A 24020-nucleotide genomic window follows, 5' to 3' on the forward strand; every position below is an offset into this window, starting at 1 on the left:
GGAGACCTGACCGATGTCCAGTGCCAACGAGGATCGGCTCCGGGAGTACGTCAGGAAGGTCATGACGGATCTCCGGCGGACGCGGCGGCGGCTGAGCGATCTCGAGGCCGCCGCGCACGAGCCGATCGCGATCGTCGGGATGGGCTGCCGCTACCCGGGCGACGTCCACTCGCCCGAGGACCTGTGGGAGCTCGTCGCCACCGGCCGGGACGCGATCACCGGTCTGCCGGCCGACCGCGGCTGGGACCTGCCGGCCCTCTACGACCCGGACGGCACCCGGCCCGGCACGACCTACACCCGCCACGGTGGCTTCCTCCACGACGCCGCCGACTTCGACGCGGAGTTCTTCGGGATCTCGCCGCGGGAGGCGCTGGCGATGGACCCCCAGCAGCGGCTCCTGCTGGAGGTCGTGTGGGAGACGGTCGAGCGGGCCGGCCTCGACCCGTCCGCACTGCGGGGCAGCGGGACGGGGGTCTTCGTCGGCAGCATCTACCAGGACTACGTCTCCCGGCTGCGGGACGTCCCCACCGAGGTCGAGGGCTATCTGAGCACCGGCGGCGCCAGCAGCGTGCTGTCTGGCCGGGTCGCCTACACGCTCGGGCTGGAGGGCCCCGCCGTCACCGTCGACACGGCCTGCTCCTCCTCGCTGGTGGCGCTGCACCTGGCGGCGCGGGCGCTGCGCGGCGGCGAGTGCGCCCTCGCGCTGGCGGCCGGCGTCGCGGTGATGTCCACCCCGCTGGTCTTCACCGAGTACGGCCGCCAGCGTGCGCTGTCCGCGGACGGCCGCTGCCGCGCGTTCGCGGCGGGCGGTGACGGCTTCGGTCTCGCCGAGGGTGTCGGTGTCCTGCTCCTCGAACGCCTCAGCGACGCACGGCGGCTGGGGCATCCGGTGCTCGCGGTGGTGCGGGGCAGCGCGGTGAACTCCGACGGCGCGTCCAACGGACTGACCGCGCCCAACGGTCCCGCGCAGGAACGGGTGATCCGTCAGGCGCTGGCCGACGCCCGGCTCGCGCCGGAGACCGTCGACGCCGTCGAGGCGCACGGCACCGGGACGGCACTGGGCGACCCGATCGAGGCGGACGCGCTGCTGGCGACCTACGGGCGCGGCCGGCCGGCGGACCGGCCGCTGTGGCTCGGGTCGCTGAAGTCGAACATCGGGCACGCGCAGTCGGCCGCGGGGGTCGGCGGCGTGATCAAGATGGTCCTCGCGCTGCGCAACGGGGTGCTGCCCCGGACCCTGCACGCGGCCGAGCCGACGCCTGCCGTCGACTGGGCGGCGGGCGGCGTCCGGCTGCTCACCGGGGACGTCGACTGGCCGCGAACGGATCGCCCGCGGCGGGCGGGAGTCTCGTCGTTCGGCGTCTCGGGCACGAACGCGCACGTGATCGTGGAGGAGCCCCCCGCGCCCGAACCGGAAGCCGACTCCGGCCCCGGCCCCGGCCTCGACTCCGCCGTCGACGTCGATCCCGAGGCGGTGCCGTGGCTTCTGTCGGCGCGCTCCGAGGCTGGGCTGCGTGGCCAGGCGGGTCGGCTGGCGGCGTTCCTGCGGCGGGATCCCGGCTCGGTCGCCGACGTGGGCTTCTCGCTGGTGCGGGGGCGGGCGGCGCTCGAACACCGGGCGGTGGTGCTGGGCGCCGACCGGCACGCCGCGCTGGGCGCGCTGGCCGGGGGTGAGCCGGCGGCGGATCTGGTGTGCGCGAGCGCGGGTGACGGCGCGGGCGGCGGTGACGGCCGGGTGGTGTGGGTGTTCCCCGGGCAGGGCGCGCAGTGGCTGGGCATGGGGGTGGAACTGCTCGATTCTTCCGCCGTGTTCGCGGAGCGGGTGGCGGAGTGCGACCGGGCGCTGGCCGGCTTCGTGGACTGGTCGGTGGCGGACGTCCTGCGGGGCGTGTCGGGCGCGGGATGGCTGGAGCGGGTCGAGGTGGTCCAGCCGGTGTCGTGGGCGGTGATGGTGGGCCTGGCGGCGGTGTGGGAGTCGTGGGGAGTACGGGCGGATGTGGTGCTGGGGCACTCGCAGGGGGAGATCGCCGCCGCCTGCGTGGCGGGGGCGCTGTCGGTGCCGGACGCGGCCCGGGTGGTCGCCGTCCGCGGCCGGCTGATCGCCGCCGAGCTGGCCGGCGGCGGGGGCCGGGCGGGCGCCGTCGGAGGCGCCGAGGGAATCGCCGGGGGCGATGCCGGGGGAATGGTGTCGGTGGCGTTGCCGGCGGCGGAGGTGGAGGGGTTCCTGGAACGGTGGGACGGGCGGGTGGAGGTGGCGGCCGTCAACGGCCCGGCGTCGACGGTGGTGGCCGGCGAGACCGCGGCGCTGGAGGAGGTCGTCGCGTTCTGCGCGGCGCGCGGCGCGCGGGCACGGCGGGTCGCGGTGGACTACGCCTCGCACACCTCCCGGGTGGAGCCGCTGCGGGCGAGCCTGCTGCGGGAGCTGGCGGGCCTGCGGTCCGCGGCTCCGCGCATCCCCTTCTTCTCGACGGTGACGGGCCGGCGGATGACGGAGCCCGGCGAGCTGGACGCGCCGTACTGGTTCGACAACCTGCGGTCGCCGGTGCTGTTCGCGCCGGCCGTCCGGGAGCTGCTGGACGAGGGCTGCCGGTTCTTCCTGGAGGTCGGCGCGCATCCGGTGCTGACACCGGCGGTGACGGAGAGCGCGCTGGCCGCCGGAGCGGACGGCGCCGTCGCGGTGGGATCGCTGCGCCGCGACGACGGCGGCCTGCGGCGCCTGTCCGCGAGCGCCGCCGAGCTGTGGGTGCGGGGCGCCGAGGTCAACTGGGGACCGCTGGTCGTCGCCGGCCGGCGGGTGGACCTGCCGACCTACGCATTCCAGCACCGCCGCTACTGGCTGGGCGCCGGTGCGCCGGCAGAACCGGCCCAGGAGGCTGACCCGACCGCGGGATCGCTGTTCCGGACGGAGTGGATCCCGCTGCCGGTGGCCCCCGAGGTGACACCGGCGCGCGCCGCCCTCCTCGGAACCGGCGGCCCCGGCCGGGCGGCCGCGTTCGGTACCCCGGCGAGCTGGGATGCCTCGGTGCTCCGTGACGAGCTGGCCGCTCTGGCCGCGGCGGGTGGTCCGGCCCCCGACCGGGTGGTCGTCGGCCTGCCGCAGGCGGCCGCCGCCGGTCCGACGGGCGCCGACCCGGTCAGCCTCGACCCGGTGCGCGCCGATTCCGTCGGCCTCGATCCGGTTGGCGTGGTGCACGGCGCCGTGCGGTGGGCGCTGTCGCTGATCCAGGCCTGGCTGGCTGACGACCGTCTCGCCGCCGCCCGGCTGGTGCTGACGACCCGCGGGGCGGTGGAGGGGGAGCCCGGCGGGCAGGTCACCGATCTCGCAGCCGCCGCGGTGTGGGGGCTGGTGCGTTCGGCGGAGTCCGAGCATCCCGGGCGGTTCGTCCTGCTCGACCTGGACGACGACGAGGACTCCGCGGCCGTCGCGCCCGCCGCGGTCACGGCAGCGCTGGCGGCGGGGGAGCCGCAGCTCGCCCTGCGCGCCGGTCGCGCGTTCGTACCGAGACTCGCGCCGGCCGGGCCGGCTGGTGACGGCGTCCGCTGGGACCCGGCGGGAACCGTGCTGATCACCGGTGGGACGGGCACGCTCGGCGGGCTGGTCGCCCGGCACCTGGTCACCCGGCACGGTGTGCGCCACCTGCTGCTGGCCGGGCGGGGCGGGCGCGCCCCGGAGCTGGTCGCGGAGCTCACCGAGTTCGGGGCGAGCGTCACCGTGGCGGCGTGCGACGTGGCCGACCGCCGGGCGCTGGCCGACCTGCTCGCGGCGGTTCCCGCCGGACGTCCGCTGCGGGCGGTCGTGCACGCCGCGGGAGTGCTCGACGACGGCGTCGTCACAGCCCTGACGGGGGAGCGGGTCGACGCCGTCCTGCGGCCCAAGGCCGATGCGGCACTGCACCTGGACGAGCTGACCGCGCATCTCGACCTGTCCGCCTTCGTGCTGTTCTCCTCGGCCGCGGCGCCCTTCGGCAGCGCCGGCCAGGGCGCCTACGCGGCGGCGAACGCGCTGCTGGACGCGCTCGCCGCGCGGCGGGCCGCCCGTGGGCTGTCGGCCGCCTCGCTCGCCTGGGGGCTGTGGGCGCGGCGCAGCGGGCTGACGGCCGGGCTCGGCCCCGCCGACCTGCGCCGGATGGCCCGCACAGGGATGCGCCCGCTGGAGACGTCCGAGGCACTCGACCTGTTCGACCGGGCGCTGGCCGGGTGGCCGCCCACCCCGGGCGGCCCCGGCGCCACTCCTGCCGTCCGGGACACCGCGCTGGTTCCGGTGGGCCTCGACGGCGCCACGCTGCGCGCCCACGCGGTGGCCGGGACGCTCCCGGTGATCCTGCGGGGTCTCGTCCCCGTCGCGGCGCAGGGCGACCAGACCGGGGCGGCGGGCACGTCCACCGGTCCGGGCGCGGTCGTCGGGCTGGCCGCGTCCACAGCGCCGGGCGCGTTCGTCCCGGCGGGTGCGTCGGACGGCCTGGTCCGCCGCCTGCGCGAGGTGTCCGCGCCCGAGCGGCACGACCTGCTCGTCCAGCTTGTCCGGGCGCACGCCGCGGCGGTGCTCGGACACGCCGCGGCCGAGGCGGTCGGCCCGTCCCGGGCGTTCAAGGACGCCGGCTTCGACTCGCTGACCTCGGTGGAGCTGCGCAACCGGCTCGCCGCGGCGACCGGCCTGCGCCTGCCGGCGACGCTGCTGTTCGACCATCCCACCCCGGTGGCCGTCGCCGACCAGCTGCGGGCCGTCCTGCTGGACGACGCGCCGGACGCGCCGCCGGCGGCCGTGTCCCCACCGCCGTCCCGGCACGCCGACGACGACGGCTCGGACGATCCGGTCGTGATCGTGGGCATGGGGTGCCAGTACCCGGGTGGGGTGTCGTCCCCGGCGGAGCTGTGGCGACTGCTGGCGGACGGCGTCGACGCGGTCTCGGGCTTCCCGGTCGACCGCGGCTGGGACGTCGACGGGCTCTACGACCCGGAGCCCGGCCGTCCGGGCCGGTGCTACGTGCGGGAGGGCGGCTTCCTGCATGACGCGGGTGACTTCGACGCGGAGTTCTTCGGGATCTCCCCGCGTGAGGCGCTGGCGATGGATCCCCAGCAGCGACTGCTGCTGGAGGTGTCCTGGGAGGCGCTCGAGCGGGCCGGCCTCGACCCTTCGTCGCTGCGCGGAACCCCGACCGGTGTGTTCACCGGCCTGAGCTACCACGACTACGCCGCGGGCTCGCGGGCCGGGCAGGACTCGGAGGGCTACCTGCTCACCGGCAGCGCGGGCAGCGTCGCGTCGGGCCGGGTGGCGTACACGCTGGGCCTCGAGGGGCCGGCGGTGACGGTCGACACAGCGTGCTCGTCCTCGCTGGTGGCGCTGCACCTGGCGGTGCGCGCGCTGCGCTCCGGCGAGTGCACGCTGGCGCTCGCCGGCGGTGTCACCGTGATGGCCGGCCCGACGACCTTCGTGGAGTTCGCCCGGCAGCGGGGGCTGGCCCGCGACGGCCGGGTGAAGGCGTTCGCCGCGGCGGCGGACGGCACCGGATGGGGCGAGGGCGTCGGCGTCCTCGTGGTGGAGCGGCTGTCCGCGGCGCGGCGCGGCGGGCACCGGGTGCTGGCGGTGGTGCGGGGCAGCGCGGTCAACCAGGACGGCGCGTCGAACGGCCTGACGGCGCCGAACGGCCCGGCGCAGCAGCGGGTCGTGCGGGCGGCGCTGGCCGACGCGGGGCTCGGCCCGGAACAGGTCGACGTGGTCGAGGCGCACGGCACCGGGACGGTGCTGGGTGACCCGATCGAGGCACAGGCGCTGCTGGCGACCTACGGGCGCGACCGGCCGGCGGGCCGTCCGGTGTGGCTGGGGTCGGTGAAGTCGAACATCGGCCACACCCAGGCGGCGTCCGGAGTGGCCGGGGTGATCAAGGTCGTGGAGGCGTTGCGGCACGGGACGGTGCCGCGCACGCTGCACGTCGACGCGCCGTCGCCGCGGGTCGACTGGGCCGCGGGCGCGGTGCGGCTGGCGACCGAGCCGGTCGCGTGGCCGCGGGAGGCGGGGCGGCTCCGCCGGGCGGGGGTGTCCTCGTTCGGGATCAGCGGCACCAACGCCCACGTCATCATCGAGGAGGAGACCGACCACCCGGACGACGCGGCCGCGGACCCGGGGCCGCCGGTGGGTACCGCCCCGGCGGTCGTGCCGTGGCTGGTCTCCGCGCACTCCGAGGACGCGCTGCGGGCGCAGGCCGCGCGCCTGACGGCCCACCTCGCCGGCGCTCCCGCCGCCGGGCCCGAGCTCGCGGCGGACGTCGGGTTCTCGCTGGCGACCGGCCGGGCCGCGCTGGCCTGCCGGGCCGTCGTCGTCGCGGACGGCCTGGCGGGCGCGTCGCGCGGGCTGGCCGCGCTCGCGCGGGGCACGACCGCAGCCGGGATCGTCCGCACGACGGTCCGGTCGCCGGGCCGGACGGCGATGCTCTTCACCGGTCAGGGCTCGCAGCGCCCCGGCATGGGCCGGGAGCTGTACGAACGCTTCCCGGCGTTCACGCGCGCCTTCGACCTCGTCCGCTCGCACCTTGATCCGCACCTGGACCAGCCACTCGACGAGGTGCTCGCCGACGGGCCGCTGCTGGACCGCACCGACCACACCCAGCCCGCGCTGTTCGCACTCGAGGTCGCCCTGCACGACCTGCTGCGCTCCTGGGGTGTCGCCCCGGACTTCGTCGCCGGGCACTCCGTCGGTGAGATCGCCGCCGCCCATGTCGCGGGGGTGCTCTCGCTGGCAGACGCGTGCGCCCTGGTCACGGCACGCGGCCGTCTCATGGCGGAGCTCCCCGCGGGTGGGGCGATGGTCTCCGTACAGGCGACCGAGCGGGACGTCCTGGCATGGCTGGCCGAGGAGGAGGCTCAGGCGGACCCGCCGGGCCCCGGCCGGGTGGGGATCGCCGCTGTCAACGGCCCCGACTCCGTCGTGATCAGTGGTGACGAGGACGCGGTGACCGCGCTCGCCGCCCGCGCCGAGGCCCTCGGACGCAGTACCCGCCGGCTCCGGGTGGCGCACGCGTTCCACTCCTCGCGGATGGACCCCATGCTGGCGGCCTTCCGGGAGGTCGCGGGCATGTTGCGGTACCAGGCGCCGGCCGTCCCGGTCGTCTCCACGGTGACCGGGCGGATCGCGTCCGCCGAACAGCTGTGCGACCCCGACTACTGGGTGCGGCAGGCCCGCCAGCCGGTGCGCTTCGCCGACGCCGTCGCCTGCCTGCACGAGCGGGGGGCGACGACCTTCCTGGAGCTGGGGCCGGCCGGAGTGCTCTCCGGGATGGGACGCCAGTGCCTGGTGGACGGTGCCGCGGTGTTCGTCCCGGTGCTGCGGGCCGGCCGTCCCGAGGAGCACAGCCTGGTGACGGCGCTCGGCGAGGCGCATGCCAACGGCACCGGTGTCGACTGGGCTGCGTTCTTCGCGGGGGCACGGGTGATCGACCTGCCCACCTACGCCTTCCAGCGGCGGCGGTACTGGCTCGCCCCCGCGGCCGGTCCCGCCGGGTCGGGCGGCGCGAGGGGGTCGGCGGAGGACACCGCCTTCTGGGACGCGGTGGCGCGCTCGGATCTCGGCGCGCTGGCCGGCACGCTGGGCGTCGAGGAGGACGCGCCGCTGCGCGCCGTTCTGCCGGCGCTGGCGTCCCGGCACCGGCGGCGGCGCGCGGCGGCCGACCTGGACGACCTGGTGTACCGGACGGTCTGGACGCCGCTGACCGTCTCCGCGCCGTCCGCGCTGTCGGGAACCTGGCTGGTGGTGGCCCCGGCCGGGCCAGCCGCCGGCGGCCTGGCCACCGAGTGCGCCGAGGCGCTGGAACGCCGGGGCGCCCGGGTGGTGCGGCTCACGATGGGCGGCGCGGACATCGACCGGCGGCGGCTGGCCGGCCGCCTCACCGAGTTCGTCGGGACATCCACGCCCGGCGCCGCCGGCACCGGCGCCGACGCTGATGGCGGTGCAGACGCCGATGGTGCTGGCGTGGTCCGCGGGGTGCTGTCGCTGGTCGCCCTCGACACGGCGCCGCTCCCGGCCCATCCGGGGCTGCCCGCCGGACTGGCTGGCACCGTCGCGCTCCTGCAGGCGCTCGGCGACGCCGGTGTGGCCGCCCCGCTGTGGTGTGCCACCCAGGGGGCGGTCTCGACCTGGGGCACCGACCCGGTCACCGACCCGGAGCAGGCGCAGGTGTGGGGCCTCGGCCGGGTCGCCGCCCTGGAGACGCCGGCGCGGTGGGGCGGGCTGCTGGATCTGCCGCGCTCCCTCGACGAGCGCTCGGCCGAGCGGCTGGTGGCCGTGCTGGCCGGCACCACCGGCGAGGATCAGGTCGCGCTGCGGACCGCCGGGGCCTTCGGTCGGCGGCTGGTGCGCGCCGGCACCGGCGCGGGCGAGCGCCGATGGCACCCGCGGGGCACGGTGCTGATCACCGGCGGGACCGGTGCGCTCGGCGCGGCGGTCGCCCGCTGGTGCGCCGCGCAGGGCGCCGAGCGGCTGGTGCTGACCAGCCGGCGCGGGCCGGCCGCGCCGGGCGCCGCGGAGCTGGCGGAGGAGCTCGCCGCGCACGGCTGCCAGGTCACGGTGGCCGCCTGCGACGCGGCGGACCGGGCCGCGCTGGCCGGTGTTCTCGCGGCAATTCCGGCGGAATGCCCGCTCACCGCGGTCGTGCACGCCGCCGGCGCCGGCACTGGCGGCGTGCTGGAGGAGACGACCCCGGCCGGCCTCGCCGCCGTCGTCGCGGGCAAGGCCGCCGGCGCGGCCCACCTGGACGAGCTGCTGGGCGACCGGCAGCTCGACGCCTTCGTGCTGTTCTCCTCGATCGCGGGCACCTGGGGGAACGCCGGGCAGGGTGGCTACGCGGGCGCGAACGCCTACCTGGATGCGCTCGCCGAGCACCGCCGGGCCAGGGGCCGGCCCGCGACCTCGGTGGCGTGGGGAGCCTGGGCCGGCGCCGGGATGGCCGACGAACCCCGGGTACGCGAGCGGCTGGCCCGGCACGGCCTGCCCGCGCTGGCCCCCGACGAGGCGCTGCGCGCGCTGGCCGAGGTGGTCGGCCGGCAGGAGCCCTGCGTCGCGCTGGTCAGGGTGCTCTGGGATCGGTTCGTCGCGGCGTTCCCCGCCGGCCGCCCGACCCGTCTCGTCGACGAGATTCCCGAGGCGCGCGCGGCGCTCGCCGGCATCCCCGGCGGCGGCACCGGTCTCGGGGGTGCCGCGGGCGGCGGCGACAGTGCCGCGGCGTCGGAGAACGGCGGACCGCGGGCGGCGGGCGGGGCTTCGCTGCGGGAACGGCTCGGCGCCATGCCCGAGCACGGCCGGCACCGCGTCGTCCTGGAGCTGGTCCGGACGGAGGTCGCCGCGGTGCTCGGGCACGCGTCGGCCGAACAGATCCCGGCGGACCGGGCGTTCACCGACCTCGGTTTCGACTCCCTCGCCTCGGTCGAGACCCGCAACCGGCTCGGCCGTGTCACCGGGGAGCGGCTGCCCGCCACGGTCGTTTTCGACCATCCCACGCCGGACGCGCTCGCCCGGTACCTGCGCGGCCTGCTGCTGCCCGCCGAGGCGGTGGCGGACCCGGTGCTCGCCGGCCTCGGCAGCCTCGAGGCGGCGCTGGCCGCGGCGGAGCCCCCCGACGAGGTGCGGGCCTCGGTCGAGACCCGGCTGCGGGCCATCCTGCGCTCGCTCGCCGGCGCCGCGACGTCCGGACCCGCCGCGGCCGCCGGCCCGGACAGGGCCGCCGGGCTGGACGAGGCGAGTGACGAGGAGATGTTCGATCTGCTCGGCAAGGAGTTCGGTTTTTCCTGAGTTCCCAGCCATCCCAGGACACCGTATTGATGCCCGAGGGCCAGGAGGAAGCTCGCATGTCGAACGAGGACCGGCTGCGCCATTTTCTGAAGCAGGCGACAGCCGAGCTTCGTCAGGCCACCCAGCGGGTGCGCGAGCTGGAGGAGGCCGACCACGAGCCGATCGCGATCGTGGGAATGGCCTGCCGTTTCCCGGGCGGGGTGTCGTCCCCGGAGCAGCTGTGGGATGTCGTCTCCGGCGGGCACGACGCGGTGTCGGAGTTTCCGGTGGATCGGGGTTGGGATGTGGCGGGTCTTTATGATCCGGTTCCTGCTCGGGTGGGTCGGAGTTATGTGCGGTCGGGTGGTTTTCTGGCTGGTGCGGCTGATTTTGATGCGGGTTTTTTTGGGATTTCGCCGCGTGAGGCGTTGGCGATGGATCCGCAGCAGCGGTTGTTGTTGGAGGTGTCGTGGGAGGCGTTGGAGCGGGCGGGGGTGGATCCGTCGTCGCTGCGTGGCAGCGACACCGGCGTCTTCACCGGCCTGATCTACCAGGGATACGGCGGCGAGTCGGTGACGGCGTCCGAGGGTGTGGAGGGCTATCGGATAAGTGGGACCGCCTCGAGCGTGGCCTCCGGTCGGGTGGCGTATGTGTTGGGGTTGGAGGGGGCGGCGGTGACGGTGGATACGGCGTGTTCGTCGTCGTTGGTGGCGTTGCATCTGGCGGTGCGGGCGTTGCGTGCGGGTGAGTGTGGGATGGCGTTGGTGGGTGGGGTGACGGTGATGTCGACGCCGGTGGGTTTTGTGGAGTTTTCGCGGCAGCGGGGGTTGGCTGCTGATGGGCGGGTGAAGGCGTTTGCGGAGGGTGCGGATGGGACGGGGTGGGGTGAGGGGGTGGGTGTGTTGGTGGTGGAGCGGTTGTCGGTGGCGCGGGCTCGGGGGCATGGGGTGTTGGCGGTGGTGGCGGGTTCGGCGGTGAATCAGGATGGTGCGTCGAATGGTTTGACGGCGCCGAGTGGTCGGGCGCAGGAGCGGGTGATCCGGGCCGCGCTCGCGGACGCGGGAGCGGCGCCGGGCGACGTGGACGTGCTGGAGGCGCACGGGACCGGGACGGCGTTGGGCGACCCGATCGAGGCGGGGGCGCTGTTGGGGGTGTTCGGCCCGGGCCGCCCGGCCGACCGGCCGCTGTGGCTGGGGTCGGTGAAGTCGAACATCGGGCACGCGCAGGCGGCCGCCGGGGTGGCCGGGATCATCAAGATCGTGGAGGCGCTGCGCCATCAGGCGGTGCCGGCGACCCTGCACGTGGACGCGCCGACCAGCCGGGTGGACTGGGCCTCGGGCGGGGTCCGGGTGGCGACCGAGCAGGTCGCGTGGCCGCCGGAGCCGGGCCGCCGCCGGCGCGCGGGGGTCTCCTCGTTCGGGATGTCGGGCACGAACGCGCACATCGTCATCGAGGAGGCCCCGCCAGCCGCCCCCGAGTCCGAATCGGAGCCCGGGGCTGTGGCCGGGCCCGGGGCCGCGGCCGGGCCGGTCGGTGCGGTGCCGTGGATCCTCTCGGCACGGTCGGAGCAGGGCCTGCTGGCGCAGGCCGCCCGGCTGGCGTCGCGCCTGGACGCCGAGCCGACGCCCGGTTCGCCCACGCCACGACCGTCTTCCCGTGCCGCGGACCGGCCGTCAGCGCGGGATGTCGGTTGGTCGTTGGCGCGGGGCCGCGCGGCGTTGGAGCACCGGGCCGTGGTGCTCGGGGAGCGGGGCGCCGGCGACGCCCAGGTCGGTGGGGACCGGCTGGCCGGGCTGCGTGCGCTGGCGGCGGACGAGCCCGTGGAGACGGTGGTGCGGGGGCGGGTTGGCACAAGTGGTGATCGGGTGGTGTGGGTGTTTCCGGGGCAGGGGGCGCAGTGGGTGGGGATGGGCGCGGAGCTGTTGGACGCCTTGCCGGTGTTTGCGGGTCGGGTCGCGGAGTGCGCGGCGGCGTTGGCGCCGTTCGTGGACTGGTCGCTGGTCGACGTCCTGCGGGGGGCCTCGGACGCCCCGGGTGCCGCCGGGATCGCGGGTGTCGAGGGGATCGTGGGTGTCGAGGGCGCGGGTTTGCTGGAGCGGGTTGATGTGCTGCAGCCGGTGTCGTGGGCGGTGGCGTTGGGGTTGGCGGCGGTGTGGGAGTCGTGGGGGGTGCGCCCGGATGTGGTGGTGGGGCATTCGCAGGGGGAGATCGTTGCGGCGTGTGTGGCGGGAGTGCTGTCCGTCGATGACGGGGCGCGGGTGGTGGCGGCCCGTAGTCGGGTGATTGCGGGGGAGCTGGCTGGGTGCGGGGGCATGGCGTCTGTGGCGCTACCGGTGGGTGAGGTGGAGGCGCGGCTGCGGGTGGGGGCTGGTCGGGTGGAGGTGGCGGCGGTGAACGGGCCGTCGGCGACGGTGGTCGCCGGTGAGCCTGCGGCGTTGGACGATCTGCTTTCCGTTTGGGAGGCGGAGGGTGTTCGGGTTCGTCGGTTGCCGGTGGACTATGCGTCGCATACGGCGCAGGTGGACCGGGTCCGCGACCGACTCACCACGGAGCTCGCGGGCATCGCTCCGCGTGCGGGGACTGCCGAGATGTGGTCCACGGTCACCGGCTCCCCGGTCGATCCCGGGCAGCTCGACGGGGAGTACTGGTTCCGGAACCTGCGGTCGACCGTCCGCCTGCACGAGGTCGCCGACGTGCTGGTGGGCGAGGGGCACCGGGTGTTCGTGGAGATCAGCCCGCATCCGGTGCTGACTGCGGCGATCACCGAGACGGCCGAGGCGGCCGGCGTCCCGGACGCTGTGGTCGTGGGGTCGCTGCGGCGCGGCGACGGCGGGCCGGACCGGCTGGCGGCGGCCGCGGCGCAGCTGTGGGTGCGCGGTGTTCCGGTCGACTGGGCCCCGCTGGTGGCCGGCGGCCGGCAGGTGGACCTGCCGACCTACCCCTTCCAGCACCAGCGGTACTGGCTGCTGGGCGACGGCCGCCCGGCCGGCGGTGCCGCATCCGGCGGTGGCGCGGCCGGTGGGACGGATCTTGACGGGCTGCGGTACCGCGTCGGTTGGCATCCGCTCGGTCCGGAGCCGTCGCGGGCCGCCCCGGCCGCCGCTACCGGCCGATGGCTGATGGTCACGCCGTTCCCGGCCGCCGATGACGTACCGCCGCTCGCTGCCGACGCCGTGCGCGCCCTGGCCGAGGACGGCGCGGAGATCGTCAGCGTCCCGGTCGGCCCCGCCGAGCTCACCCGGGAGGGCCTCGCCGGGCGCCTGCGAGCCGTGACCGGCGCCGGGGAGAGCGACCCGCGGGGCGTGCTGTCGCTGCTCGCGCTGACCGGCACGGCACAGCCCGACGGGCCCCCGCGCGCCGACGGCGCTGACAGCGCTGACAGCGCCGTGGGCGCTGACGGTGCCGTGGGCACGGTTGGTGCCACAGCCACCCTGCTACTCGTCCAGGCCCTGGGCGACGCGGGGATCGGCGCGCCGCTGTGGTGCCTCACCCGCGGTGCCGTGTCCGTCGGCGGCGGTGACCCGGTGACCGACCCGGCGCAGGCGCAGACCTGGGGGCTGGGGCGGGTGGCCGCGCTGGAGCACCCGTCCCGCTGGGGCGGCCTCGTCGACCTGCCCGACACGCTGGACGGGTCCGCCCGGCGCCGGCTGGCAGCGGTTCTGCGTGGCGCGACCGATGAGGACCAGGTCGCGATCCGGGCGGGCACGGTCTTCGCCCGTCGGCTGCTGCGCGCGCCGCTCGGCGGGACCGAACCCGCCCGGCGCTGGCGGCCCCGCGGAACCGTGCTGGTCACCAGCACCGGACCGCTCGGCCCCCATCTGGCCGGATGGCTGGCCGAGCGGGGAGCCGGGCACGTCGTGCTCGCCGGATCGCACCGCGCGGACGATCCCGACATCGCGGCGCTGCGTCACGGCGCGTTCACCGGGGACGTCCGGCTGACCGTGGCCACCTGTGACCTCGCGGACCGGGAGGCGTTGGCCGCGGTCGTCCGCGGGCAGGCCGCCGACGGCGAGGGGATCCGCGCCGTCGTGCACACCGCCGCGCTGCTCGGGCTGCGCCCGCTGGCCGACACCTCGGTCACCGACCTGGCCGGCGCGATCGCCGCCAAGGCCACCGCGGCCGACTGGCTCGACGAGCTGTTCCCCACCGACGACCTCGACGCGTTCGTGCTCTTCTCGTCGGTCGTCGGCGTGTGGGGCGGCGCAGACCACGCCGCCTACGCCGCGGCCAACGCCCACCTGGACGCCCTGGCCGAGCGGCGGCGTGCCCGCGGCCTGCCGGCCACCTCGATCGCCTGGGGGCTGTGGCGTCCGCTGGCGGAGAGCGGCAGCGCCGGCGCCGGCGCCGCGGCAGCCGAGGACCCCGGCGTGCGGCGGCAGCGGGCACGGGGGCTCGGGTACCTCGAGCCGGACCGCGCCCTCGATGCCCTGCGGCAGGTGCTGGACCACGACGAGACCCACATCGTCGTGGCGGAGATCGACTGGACGCGGTTCATCCCGGTCTTCACCTCGGCGGGCCGCCGCCCGCTGTTCGACACGCTCGCCGAGGACGCCGGGGCTGCTGGTGAGGCCCGGATGTCCGGCGTCGCGGACGGCGCCGCCTCCCCGGCCGCGTCCGGAACCGGCTCGCCGCTGGCCCGGAGACTCGCCGCGCTGCCTCCGGCCGAGCGGGACCGGGCCCTGGTCGAGACGGTCCGCACCCGGGCAGCGGCCGTGCTGGGGCACTCCGACGCCACCGCCGTGGAGGCGCACCGGGCCTTCCGCGACCTCGGCTTCGACTCGCTGACCTCCGTCGACCTGCGTAACGGGCTCGGCGCGGCGCTCGGCCTGCGGCTGCCGTCCACGCTGGTGTTCGACTACCCGACCCCGTTGACGCTGGCGGAGTTCCTGCGGGTGGAGATCACCGGCGGCGACGCGGACGACGCGCCCGCCGCCGGCGTCCCGGGCGCTGTGGCGTCCCGCGACCGGAGCGGGCACGGCGGTGAGCACGACCTGCTGGACGCCGAGCCGGTGGCGATCGTGGCCATGGCCTGCCGGCTGCCCGGTGGCGTCGACTCCCCGGAGGACCTGTGGCGGCTGCTGGCCGAGGGCCGGGACGCGATCGGCGAGTTCCCGGCCGACCGGGGCTGGGATCTCGACGCCCTGCACGATCCCGACCCGGAGCGGTCCGGCACCTCCTATGTGCGCCACGGCGGCTTCCTGGCCGGGGTCGCCGACTTCGACGCCGAGTTCTTCGGCATCAACCCCCGCGAGGCCCTGGCGATGGACCCCCAGCAGCGGCTGCTGCTGGAGCTGTCGTGGGAGGCGGTGGAACGCGCGGGCATCGACCCGTCGACGCTGCGCGGCACCCCGGGCGGGGTGTTCGTCGGCACGAACGTCCAGGACTACGGCCCGCGCGCGCTGGCCGCCGGGGCGGAGACGGAGGGCTACATCGGCATCGGCAACGCGGCGAGCGTCATGTCCGGGCGCATCTCCTACACCCTGGGGTTGCAGGGGCCGGCGGTGACCGTCGACACGGCCTGCTCGTCGTCGCTGGTGGCCCTGCACCAGGCCGTCCAGGCGCTGCGGCGGGGGGAGTGCTCGCTGGCGCTGGCCGGCGGCGCGGTCGTGATGTCCTCCCCGCTGATGTACGTCGAGTTCAGCCGTCAGCGCGCGCTGTCACCGGACGGCCGCTGCCGGGCCTTCGGTGCGGGCGGTGACGGCACCGGCCTCTCCGAGGGCGTCGGCCTGCTGGTCCTCGAACGGCTCTCCGACGCCCGCCGGGCGGGCCGTCCGGTGCTCGCCGTCGTCGAGGGCACGGCGGTCAACTCGGACGGCGCGTCGAACGGACTGAGCGCGCCGAACGGCCCGGCGCAGCAGCGGGTGATCCGCCAGGCGCTCGCCGTCGCCGGGCTGTCGCCGTCCGAGGTGGACGCGGTGGAGGCGCACGGCACCGGGACGAAGCTCGGCGACCCCATCGAGGCGCAGGCCCTCATCGCCGCGTACGGCCGCGACCGGCCGGCCGGGCGGCCGCTGTGGCTGGGGTCGCTGAAGTCCAACATCGGGCACACCCAGGCGGCGGCCGGCGTGGCCGGTGTGATCAAGATGGTGCTGGCCATGCGGTACGGGGTGCTGCCGCGCACCCTGCACGCCGACGAGCCCACCCCGCAGGTCGACTGGGACGGGGCCGGCGTCCGGCTGCTGACCGATGAGGTCGCGTGGCCGGCCCGCCCGCTCCCGGACGCCGCCCCGGCGGGGCGGGAGCGGGCCGGTGAGCGCGGACCGCGGCGGGCCGCGGTCTCCGCGTTCGGCATCAGCGGTACGAACGCGCACGTGATCCTCCGCGAGGCCCCCGCCACCGAGGAGCCGCGGGTCGGGCCGGCGCCGTCACCGGCGTCGTCGCCGCGGCCGGTGCCGCTGCTGGTGTCGGCGCGCACCACGGAGGGGCTGCGCGCCCAGGCCCGCCGGCTGGCCGCCCACCTCGACGACCGTCCCGGCCCGGCCGCCGCGGATGTCGCGCTGGCCACCGCGGCGACCCGGGCCGCCTTCGACCACCGCGCGGTCGTGGTCGGCGCCGACCACGACGAGCTGCGGGCCGGCCTCGTGGAGCTCGCCGGCGACCAGGATCCCGCCGACGGGACCGCCCCCGTGGGCGTCCGCCAGCCGCGCGGCCTTGTCGTGCGCGGCGTGGCCGTTCCCGACCCGCGAGTGGTGTTCGTCTTCCCCGGGCAGGGATCACAGTGGTCCGGCATGGGCCGGGAGCTGCTGGAGTCGTGCCCGCCGTTCCGCGAGCGGATGACCGAGTGCGCCGCGGCGTTCGAGCCCTACCTCGACTGGTCCCTGCTGGACGTGATCCGCGGGGCCGGTGACACGCCGCCGCTGGAGGCCATCGAGGTGATCCAGCCCGCGCTGATGTCGATGATGGTTTCGCTGGCCGCGGCCTGGCGCGCCTACGGGGTGACGCCGGCCGCGGTGGTCGGCACCAGCCAGGGGGAGGTCGCCGCCGCGCACGTCGCCGGTGCTCTCTCCCTGGCCGACGCGGCCCGGATCATCGCGCTGCGCAGCAGGCTGCTGGCCACCCGCCTGCTCGGCCGGGGCGCGCTGGCGTCGGTCGGGCTGCCGCCCGCGGACGTCGCCGCCCGGCTCGACCGCTTCGGCGGCCGGCTCGCCGTCGGCGGGATCAACGGGCCGCGGCAGGTCACCGTCGCCGGCGAGACCGGCGCACTGGACGACCTGGTCGCCGAGCTCACCGCCGAGGGCGTCCGCGCCCGGCTGGTCGCGGCGTCGGTCGCGACGCACTGCGCGCAGGTGGACGGCATCCGTCCCGAGCTGATGGAGATCCTGCGCCCACTGGCTCCCACCCCCGCCCGGATCCCGGTCTACTCGACGGTGACCGGGGGGCCGCTGGACGCCGCGGCGCTGGACGCCGAGTACTGGTACTCCAACACCCGGGAACCGGTCCTGCTCGACGGCGCCGCGCGGGCGCTGCTGGCCGCCGGATTCGACACCTTCGTCGAGGTCAGCCCGCATCCGGTGGTGGGATTCGGGCTGGCCGAGACGGCGCACGACGCCGGCCGGGACGCCGTGGTCGTCAGCACGCTCCAGCGCGGCCGCGGGGGTGCCGACCGCCTGCTGGCCGCGCTGGCCGAGGTGCACGTCCACGGGGTCGGCGTCGACTGGCGGGAGGCGTTCGCGGGCACCGGCGCCCACCCGGCCGACCTGCCCACCTACGCCTTCCAGCGTCGGCGGTTCTGGCCGCGGCCGGCACCGGCCCGCCCGGCCGACGCCGCCGCCGCGCCGGGCCGCGACGGCCCGGCTCATCCGCTGGTCACCGCCGCCGTCCCGATGGCCGACGGGAGCCTGCTGCTGACGGCCCGGATCAGCCCGGCCGCGCAGCCGTGGCTGGCCGGCCGGACCGTGGCCGGTGTCCCGGTCGTGCCGGACGGGGTGCTGCTGGAACTGGCCATCCAAGCGGGCGACGAGGTCGGCTGCCCGGAGGTGACCGACCTGGCCCTGACCGGGCCGCTGGTGCTGCCGGAGAGTGGGGCGCTCCGGCTCCAGCTGCACGCGGGAGCACCGGACGGCACCGGGAACCGTGCGCTGACGGTGCATGCCCGTACCGACGGGGCCCCGGCGGACGCGCCCTGGACCGCGCACGCCACCGCGACGCTGGCGGGCACCGCCGACCCGGCCGCGTCCGTACCCGACCCGCGGGCGTGGCCGCCGCCCGGCGCGGTTCCGGTGGACGTCGACCGGCTGTACGGCGAGCTGCTCGCCGCCGGTCACGGCCACGGGCCGGACGGCCCGCGGCTGACCAGGGCCTGGCAGGCGGGGACGGACCTGTTCGCCGAGGCCGTCCTGGACGGCGAGCACGAGGTGGCCGGGTTCGGCCTGCACCCGGTGCTGCTCGAGGTGGCCGGCCACCTGGCCCTGTGGGGACGGCTCCCGGCAGCCGGCGCCGAGCCGCCCGCGGAGCCGCCCGCCGTGCTCGGCGTGGAGCCGCCCGCGGTGTCGGAGCCGGTGGTGGCGGTCGACGGCGGCTACCGGGGCGTGCGGCTGTATGCCACCGGTGCGCGGGCGGTGCGGGTGCGTGTCGGCCCTGCGGGCGCCGGCGCGGTCTCGGTGGAGCTGGCCGACCACACCGGCGCGGCGGTCGCGGCCTACGGCTCGACCGGCCTCCGGCCGCTGGCCGCCGCCCGGCTGCGTGCGCTGCGCACCTCGGCGGCGGACTCGATGTTCGCCCTCGACTGGGTGCCGGTGGCCCCCGCACGGGCCTCGGGTGCCGGCGCGCCGGGCTGGGCGGTGCTCGGGCCGGACCCGCTCGGGCTGCGCACGGCCCTCGCGCTGGCCGGCGTCCACGCCCCGGCCTGCCTGGACCTGGCGGCGGCCGCGGCCCTGCCGGCCATCCCCGACGTCGTGCTGGTGACCAGCGACTCGGCCGCGGCCGGCCCGGATCTCGCGGCGGCCGCGCGAACCGCCCTGCGCTCGGTGCTCGCCCTGGCGCAGGAATGGCTGCGTGACGACCGGTTCGCCGCCGCCCGGCTGGTCGTGGTCACCCGGGGGGCGGTGGCGGTCGGCGCGCACGACGACGTCACCAGCCTCGCCGACGCCGCGGTGTGGGGCCTGCTCGGCTCGGCGGCGGCGGAGAACCCGGACCGGTTCCTGCTCGTGGACGTCGACGGGACGCCTGCGTCGGAGCGGGCCCTGCCGGCCGCGGTCGCCTGCGGCGAGCCGCGGGTCGCCCTGCGCGAGGGCGCCGTCCTGGGCCAACGCCTGGTCCGCGCGCCGGTCGCCGGCGCCGGTGTCGACGCCGGCCGGGCACGGTGGCGGCCGGACGGGACGGTGCTGATCACCGGTGGCACCGGCACGCTGGGCGGGCTGGTCGCCCGGCACCTGGTCACCGGCTACGGGATCGGCAACCTGCTGCTGGTCAGCCGCGGCGGAGCCGGTTCGCCCGGCGTCGCGGAGCTGACCGACGATCTGACAGCCCTGGGCGCGCGGGTGACGGTGGCGGCCTGCGACGTCGCCGACCGCGCCGCGCTGGCCGGCGTGCTCGCCGCGATCCCCGCGGCGCATCCCCTGACGGCGGTCGTGCACGCCGCCGGTACCCTCGACGACGGGGTGTTCTCCGCGATGACCCCGGAGCGCCTCGACACCGTGCTGCGGCCCAAGATGGACGCCGCCCTGCACCTGCACGAGCTCACCCGGGGCGACGACCTGGCCGCCTTCGTGCTGTTCTCCTCGTCCGCGGCCGCGTTCGGCAGCGCGGGGCAGGCGAACTACGCGGCCGCCAACACCTTCCTCGACGCCCTGGCGCACCACCGGCGGGCAGCCGGCCTGCCCGCGCTCGCCCTCGGCTGGGGGTACTGGGCCCCGCGCAGCGCCCTGGCCGGGCACCTCGACGCCGCCGCGCTCGACCAGCGGATGGCCGCCAACGGGCTGCGGCCGATCTCCGCCGCGGCCGGCATGGCGCTGTTCGACGCCGCGCTCACCGCGGACCGCCCCGTGCTGCTGCCCATGCGGCTCGACCCGCGGGCACCGCGGGCGGGGGCCGTCCCGGCGCTGCTGCGCGGCCTGGTCCGCCACCCGGCCCGGCGGTCGGTCGACGGCGCGGCCGATGATCCGGTCGAGACGCTGGCGCGGCGGCTGGCGGGGGCCGGCGGCCCGGAACGGGACCGGGCCCTGCTCGACGTCGTGTGCGCCACCGCCGCCGCGGCGTTGGGGCACACGTCCGCGGCGGAGGTGGCACCGGACCGGCCGTTCCGGGAGCTCGGTTTCGACTCGCTCGCCTCGGTGCAGTTCCGCAACCGGCTGACCGCGGCCACCGGGTTGCGCCTGCGGCCGATGCTCGTCTTCGACTTCCCGACACCCGAGGCCATCGCCGGCCACCTCCGCGACCAGTTGTTCCCGGAGGTGGCCCCGGCCGCCGCGGGCCCACCCACCGCCGCGCCCGCGCCCGCGCCCGCGGGCCCGTCCGACCCGGAACCGCCGGCCGCGCCCGGCGGCGGCGAGCCGGCCAGCGCGTTCGACGAGATGGACGCCGAGACGCTGGTCCGGCTGGCCCTCGGTGAGGGCACCTGACCACCGCCCCGACCCCGACCCCGAGCCCGACACGGACCGCCGGAGGCCCTGGTGACTGTTCCCCTCGACCGCCTCGTCGAGGCGCTGCGCGCGGCGATGAAGGAGAACGAGCGGCTGCGGGGGCTGATCGCGCAGGCCGGTGAGCCGATCGCGGTCATCGGGATGGCCTGCCGTTTCCCGGGCGGGGTGCGCTCACCTGACGATCTGTGGCGGTTCGTCGCCGGCGGCGGCGACGCCATCACCCCGTTCCCGACCGACCGGGGCTGGGACACCTCGGCCCTCACCTGCTTCGGGGGCGGGTTCCTGCACGACGCGGCCGACTTCGACCCGGAGTTCTTCGGGATGTCGGAGAACGAGGCGCTGGCCACCGACCCGCAGCAGCGGCTGCTGCTGGAGACCTCGTGGGAGGCCTTCGAGCACGCCGGGATAGACCCGCGGTCGGCGCGGGGCAGCCGCACCGGCGTGTACTTCGGTGTGATCTTCCACGACTACGGGTACCGGCTGCGCCCACCGCCCCCGGGCATCGACGGCTACGCCTACTTCGGCAGCGCGGGCAGCATCGCGTCCGGGCGGGTCTCCTACACGCTCGGTCTCGAGGGGCCGTGTGTGACGCTGGACGCCGCGTGCGCGTCCTCGCTGGTCGGCCTGCATCTGGCCGGTCAGGCCCTGCGGCGCGGCGAGTGCTCGCTCGCCCTGGTCGGCGGGGTGTCGGTGCTGGCCACCCCCGAGCTGTGGGAGGAGACGACCCGGCACGGGCAGGGCCTGGCCCCGGACAGCCGCTGCAAGTCCTTCGCCGCCGCGGCTGACGGCACCGGCATCTCCGAGGGGGTGGGTGTGCTGCTGGTGGAACGGCTCGGCGACGCCCGGCGCAACGGCCATCCGGTGCTGGCGGTGGTGCGCGGCAGCGCCGTCGAGCAGAGCGGCGCGACCAACGGCTTCACCGCGCCCAGCAGCGCCTCGCAGGAGCGGCTGATCAGCCGGGCGCTGGCTGACGCCGGCCTCGCGCCGGCCGACGTCGACGCGGTCGAGGGGCACGGCACCGGAACCCCGGTCGGTGACCCGATCGAGCTGGCGGCCCTGCTGGCCACCTACGGGCGCGGACGGCCCGCCGGCCGGCCGCTGTGGCTGGGGTCGCTGAAGTCGAACCTGGGCCACACCCAGGCCGCCGGCGGCGCCGGTGCCGTCATCAAGATGGCGATGGCCATGCGGCACGGCGTCCTGCCGCGCACCGTGCACGTCGACGCCCCGACCCCGCACGCGGACTGGTCCGAGGGCGCGGTGGTGCTGCTGACCGAAGCGGTGCCCTGGCCGGACACCGCCGGCCGGCCCCGCCGGGTGGGGGTCTCCTCGTTCGGCGCCAACGGCACACTGGCGCACGTGATCCTCGAGCAGGATCAGCCGCCGCCCGCCGACGCGGCAGCCGGGGATGGGACGGCCGGGGACGCGGTGGACCGGCCGGTGGTGCCGTGGCCGCTGTCGGCCCGGTCCGCGCCCGCTCTGCGGGCCCAGGCCCGGCGCCTGCTCGACCTGGTGACCGAGCGGGCCGATCTCCGCCCGGCCGACGTCGGGTTCTCGCTCGCGACCGGCCGCAGCGCCTTCGCGCACCGGGCGGTGCTGGTCGCCGACGACCGCGCGGAGTTCCTGCGCGGCCTGACGGCGCTGGCCGCCGGCCCGCCGGAGAGCACTGACGCCGCCCTGGACGGCCGCACCGGAGCCGGGCTTGTGCTCGTGCTGCCCGGCGGGGGTGAGTGGGGGCTCGAGGCAGGCCGCGCGCTGGCGGACGCGTTCCCGGCCTTCGCCGCGGAGTGGGCAACCCTCCGCGGGGCTCTCACAGGGGCGGCTCTTCAGACGGCGCCACAGGTGGCGCTACAGGTGGCGCTGTGCCGGCTGCTGGAGTCCTGGGATGTGCGGCCCGACGCCGTCGTCGGGCACGGTGCGGGCGAGGCCGCGGCCGCGTACGTGCGGGGCGCGCTGTCGCTGGACGATCTGCGGGCACTGCTGGCGGCGGGCCCCCGCAACGCGTCGCCCGGCTGCCGTGTTCCCCCGGGCACCGCGAACGCGCTGGTCGTGGGGCGCGACGCGGCCGGCGTCGACATCCCGCGCGGCGTGAGGTCATGGGTGCTGCTGCCGCCCGGTCGCACCGAGATCCGCGCCGTCACCGAGGCGTCCGCCACGCTGTACGAGTGGGGGCAGGCCGTCGACTGGCGGGCGTTCTTCGCGGGTACCGGCGCCCGGCGGATCGACCTGCCCACCTATGCCTTCCAGCGCCGGCGGTACTGGTTGGAGGCCGCGGATCCTGGCCCGACGCCCGCTCCGGGCCTACCGGCCGCACCGGGCGTGCGGCGTTAGCCGCGGGCGGAGTCGTGCCACGGGCCGACGACCAGACGGGCGGCCAGGCCGAAGAGCCAGAACACGACCAGGCCGAACAGCGCCGAGACGATGATCGCGGCGAACAGGGGCCCGGAGGACAGGTCGCGGGTGTAGTTGTCGATGAGCGCGCCGATGCCGACGTCGCCGCGGCGGAAGAAGAAGTCGCCGACGATCGCGCCGATCACCGCGAGGCCGGCCGAGATGCGCAGGCCGACGAAGATCGCGGGCAGTGCGCTCGGGAGCTCGAGGCGGAGCAGTCGGCGCCACCGCCCGACCCGGCGCAGCGTGAACAGGTCGTGATGGCCGGCGTCGACGGACTGGATGCCGAAGAGCGTGTTGGTGATCATCGGGAACATCGAGATCACGACGCACACGACCGTCCGGGACCAGAATCCGTAGCCGAGCCAGAATCCGATCAGCGGGACGATGGCCAGAATCGGGATCGTCTGCAGGAGGATGGCCCAGGGGTAGAACGAGTTCTCGATCCAGCGGGCCTGTGACATGAGAATCGCCGAGAGGATTCCGATGCCCGCGGCGATCGCGAGGCCGGTGAGCGCGACCTTCGCCGTCCCGCCGAGCGCGGTGAGGATCTCGTCGGCGGTGCGGCCGTCCAGGAAGCCCTCGGACACGACCTCGTGCGGCGGCGGGAGCAGGAACCGGCGGCGGGGGGCGAGGAACCAGTAGGTGACGGCGTACCAGATGCCGATCACGGCCGCGAACACCGCGAACGGCGGCAGCGCAGTCCGTGTGGCTCGGGCGGCGAGACTGACCGCCCGCCCCCGTGGCCGGGCCGCCGGGCCGGCCACGCCCGGCCGCTCCAGGCTGGCCACCCCCGGCTCCCCTGGCGCTGTGAGTCCGCCGTCGTCCCCGTCTGGCACCTAGGAACCTTTCAGTCGAGATCTTGTCGCGACGCCCGTTCGTGGGGATTTCCCCCTGATCGCCGAGCCTCGTCCGAATCCTAGGTGCCGCGGCGGCGCAGCCGGCGGGCGGCGAGGGCCAGCAGGACGGCCACAGAGCCGCACAACAGACCGAGGCCGGCCCAGGGGGACCGAGAGCCCGCGGTGTCCTCCGGCAGGAGGCCGACGACGATCTGCAGCGCGAACAGCGTCCCGAACAGGGCGGCGACCGCGCCGGCGCTGTTGCGCGCTCGACCCGGAGGTGGTCGCCCAGCTGATGGTCCGGCGCCGCACGGACCCGCTGGAGCGGCTGACGCCGCGCGAGCAGGAGGTGCTGCGGCTGGTGGTTCTGCGGTTCCTGGAGGCGTGAGCCGGGAGGGCGCTTGCTGCCGGACGTGTCCGACGTGGGAGGCTATCGCCCATTCGGGGGTGACGGAG

General features: G+C 76.6%; 4 protein-coding genes and 1 pseudogene. 4 read left to right on the forward strand and 1 reads right to left on the reverse strand.

All coding sequences use genetic code 11. The features are described from left to right. The first annotated feature begins 13 nt into the window (after window positions 1-13). The 3 genes from FRANEAN1_RS18875 to FRANEAN1_RS18885 are packed head-to-tail and all read left to right on the forward strand — an operon-like array spanning window position 14 to window position 22665. Window positions 14-9778 carry a type I polyketide synthase gene (locus FRANEAN1_RS18875; protein ID WP_020461413.1) on the forward strand — a complete coding sequence of 3255 codons (9765 nt, stop codon included), beginning with the start codon at window positions 14-16 and terminating at the stop codon, window positions 9776-9778. A 56-nt stretch (window positions 9779-9834) separates the two neighbouring features. Beyond that, window positions 9835-20316 carry a type I polyketide synthase gene (locus FRANEAN1_RS18880; RefSeq protein WP_020461414.1) on the forward strand — a complete coding sequence of 3494 codons (10482 nt, stop codon included), beginning with the start codon at window positions 9835-9837 and terminating at the stop codon, window positions 20314-20316. Window positions 20317-20367: 51 nt separating this feature from the next. Beyond that, complete coding sequence (locus FRANEAN1_RS18885; RefSeq protein WP_020461415.1) at window positions 20368-22665, forward strand: type I polyketide synthase; 2298 nt, start codon at window positions 20368-20370, stop codon at window positions 22663-22665. Here the strand turns inward: FRANEAN1_RS18885 and FRANEAN1_RS18890 are convergent. Beyond that, window positions 22662-23564, reverse strand: a complete 903-nt coding sequence (locus tag FRANEAN1_RS18890; protein ID WP_020461416.1) for an ABC transporter permease — start codon at window positions 23562-23564, stop codon at window positions 22662-22664. The genes FRANEAN1_RS18885 and FRANEAN1_RS18890 overlap by 4 nt on opposite strands. 265 nt (window positions 23565-23829) lie before the next feature. Between FRANEAN1_RS18890 and FRANEAN1_RS39170 the strand changes: the two are divergent. Then, window positions 23830-23928, forward strand: a pseudogene (locus tag FRANEAN1_RS39170) (DNA-binding response regulator); the annotation flags it as partial. Between the last annotated feature and the right edge of the window lie 92 nt (window positions 23929-24020).

It is taken from the genome of Parafrankia sp. EAN1pec (assembly GCF_000018005.1).
GTDB classification, from domain to species: Bacteria; Actinomycetota; Actinomycetes; order Frankiales; family Frankiaceae; genus Parafrankia; species Parafrankia soli.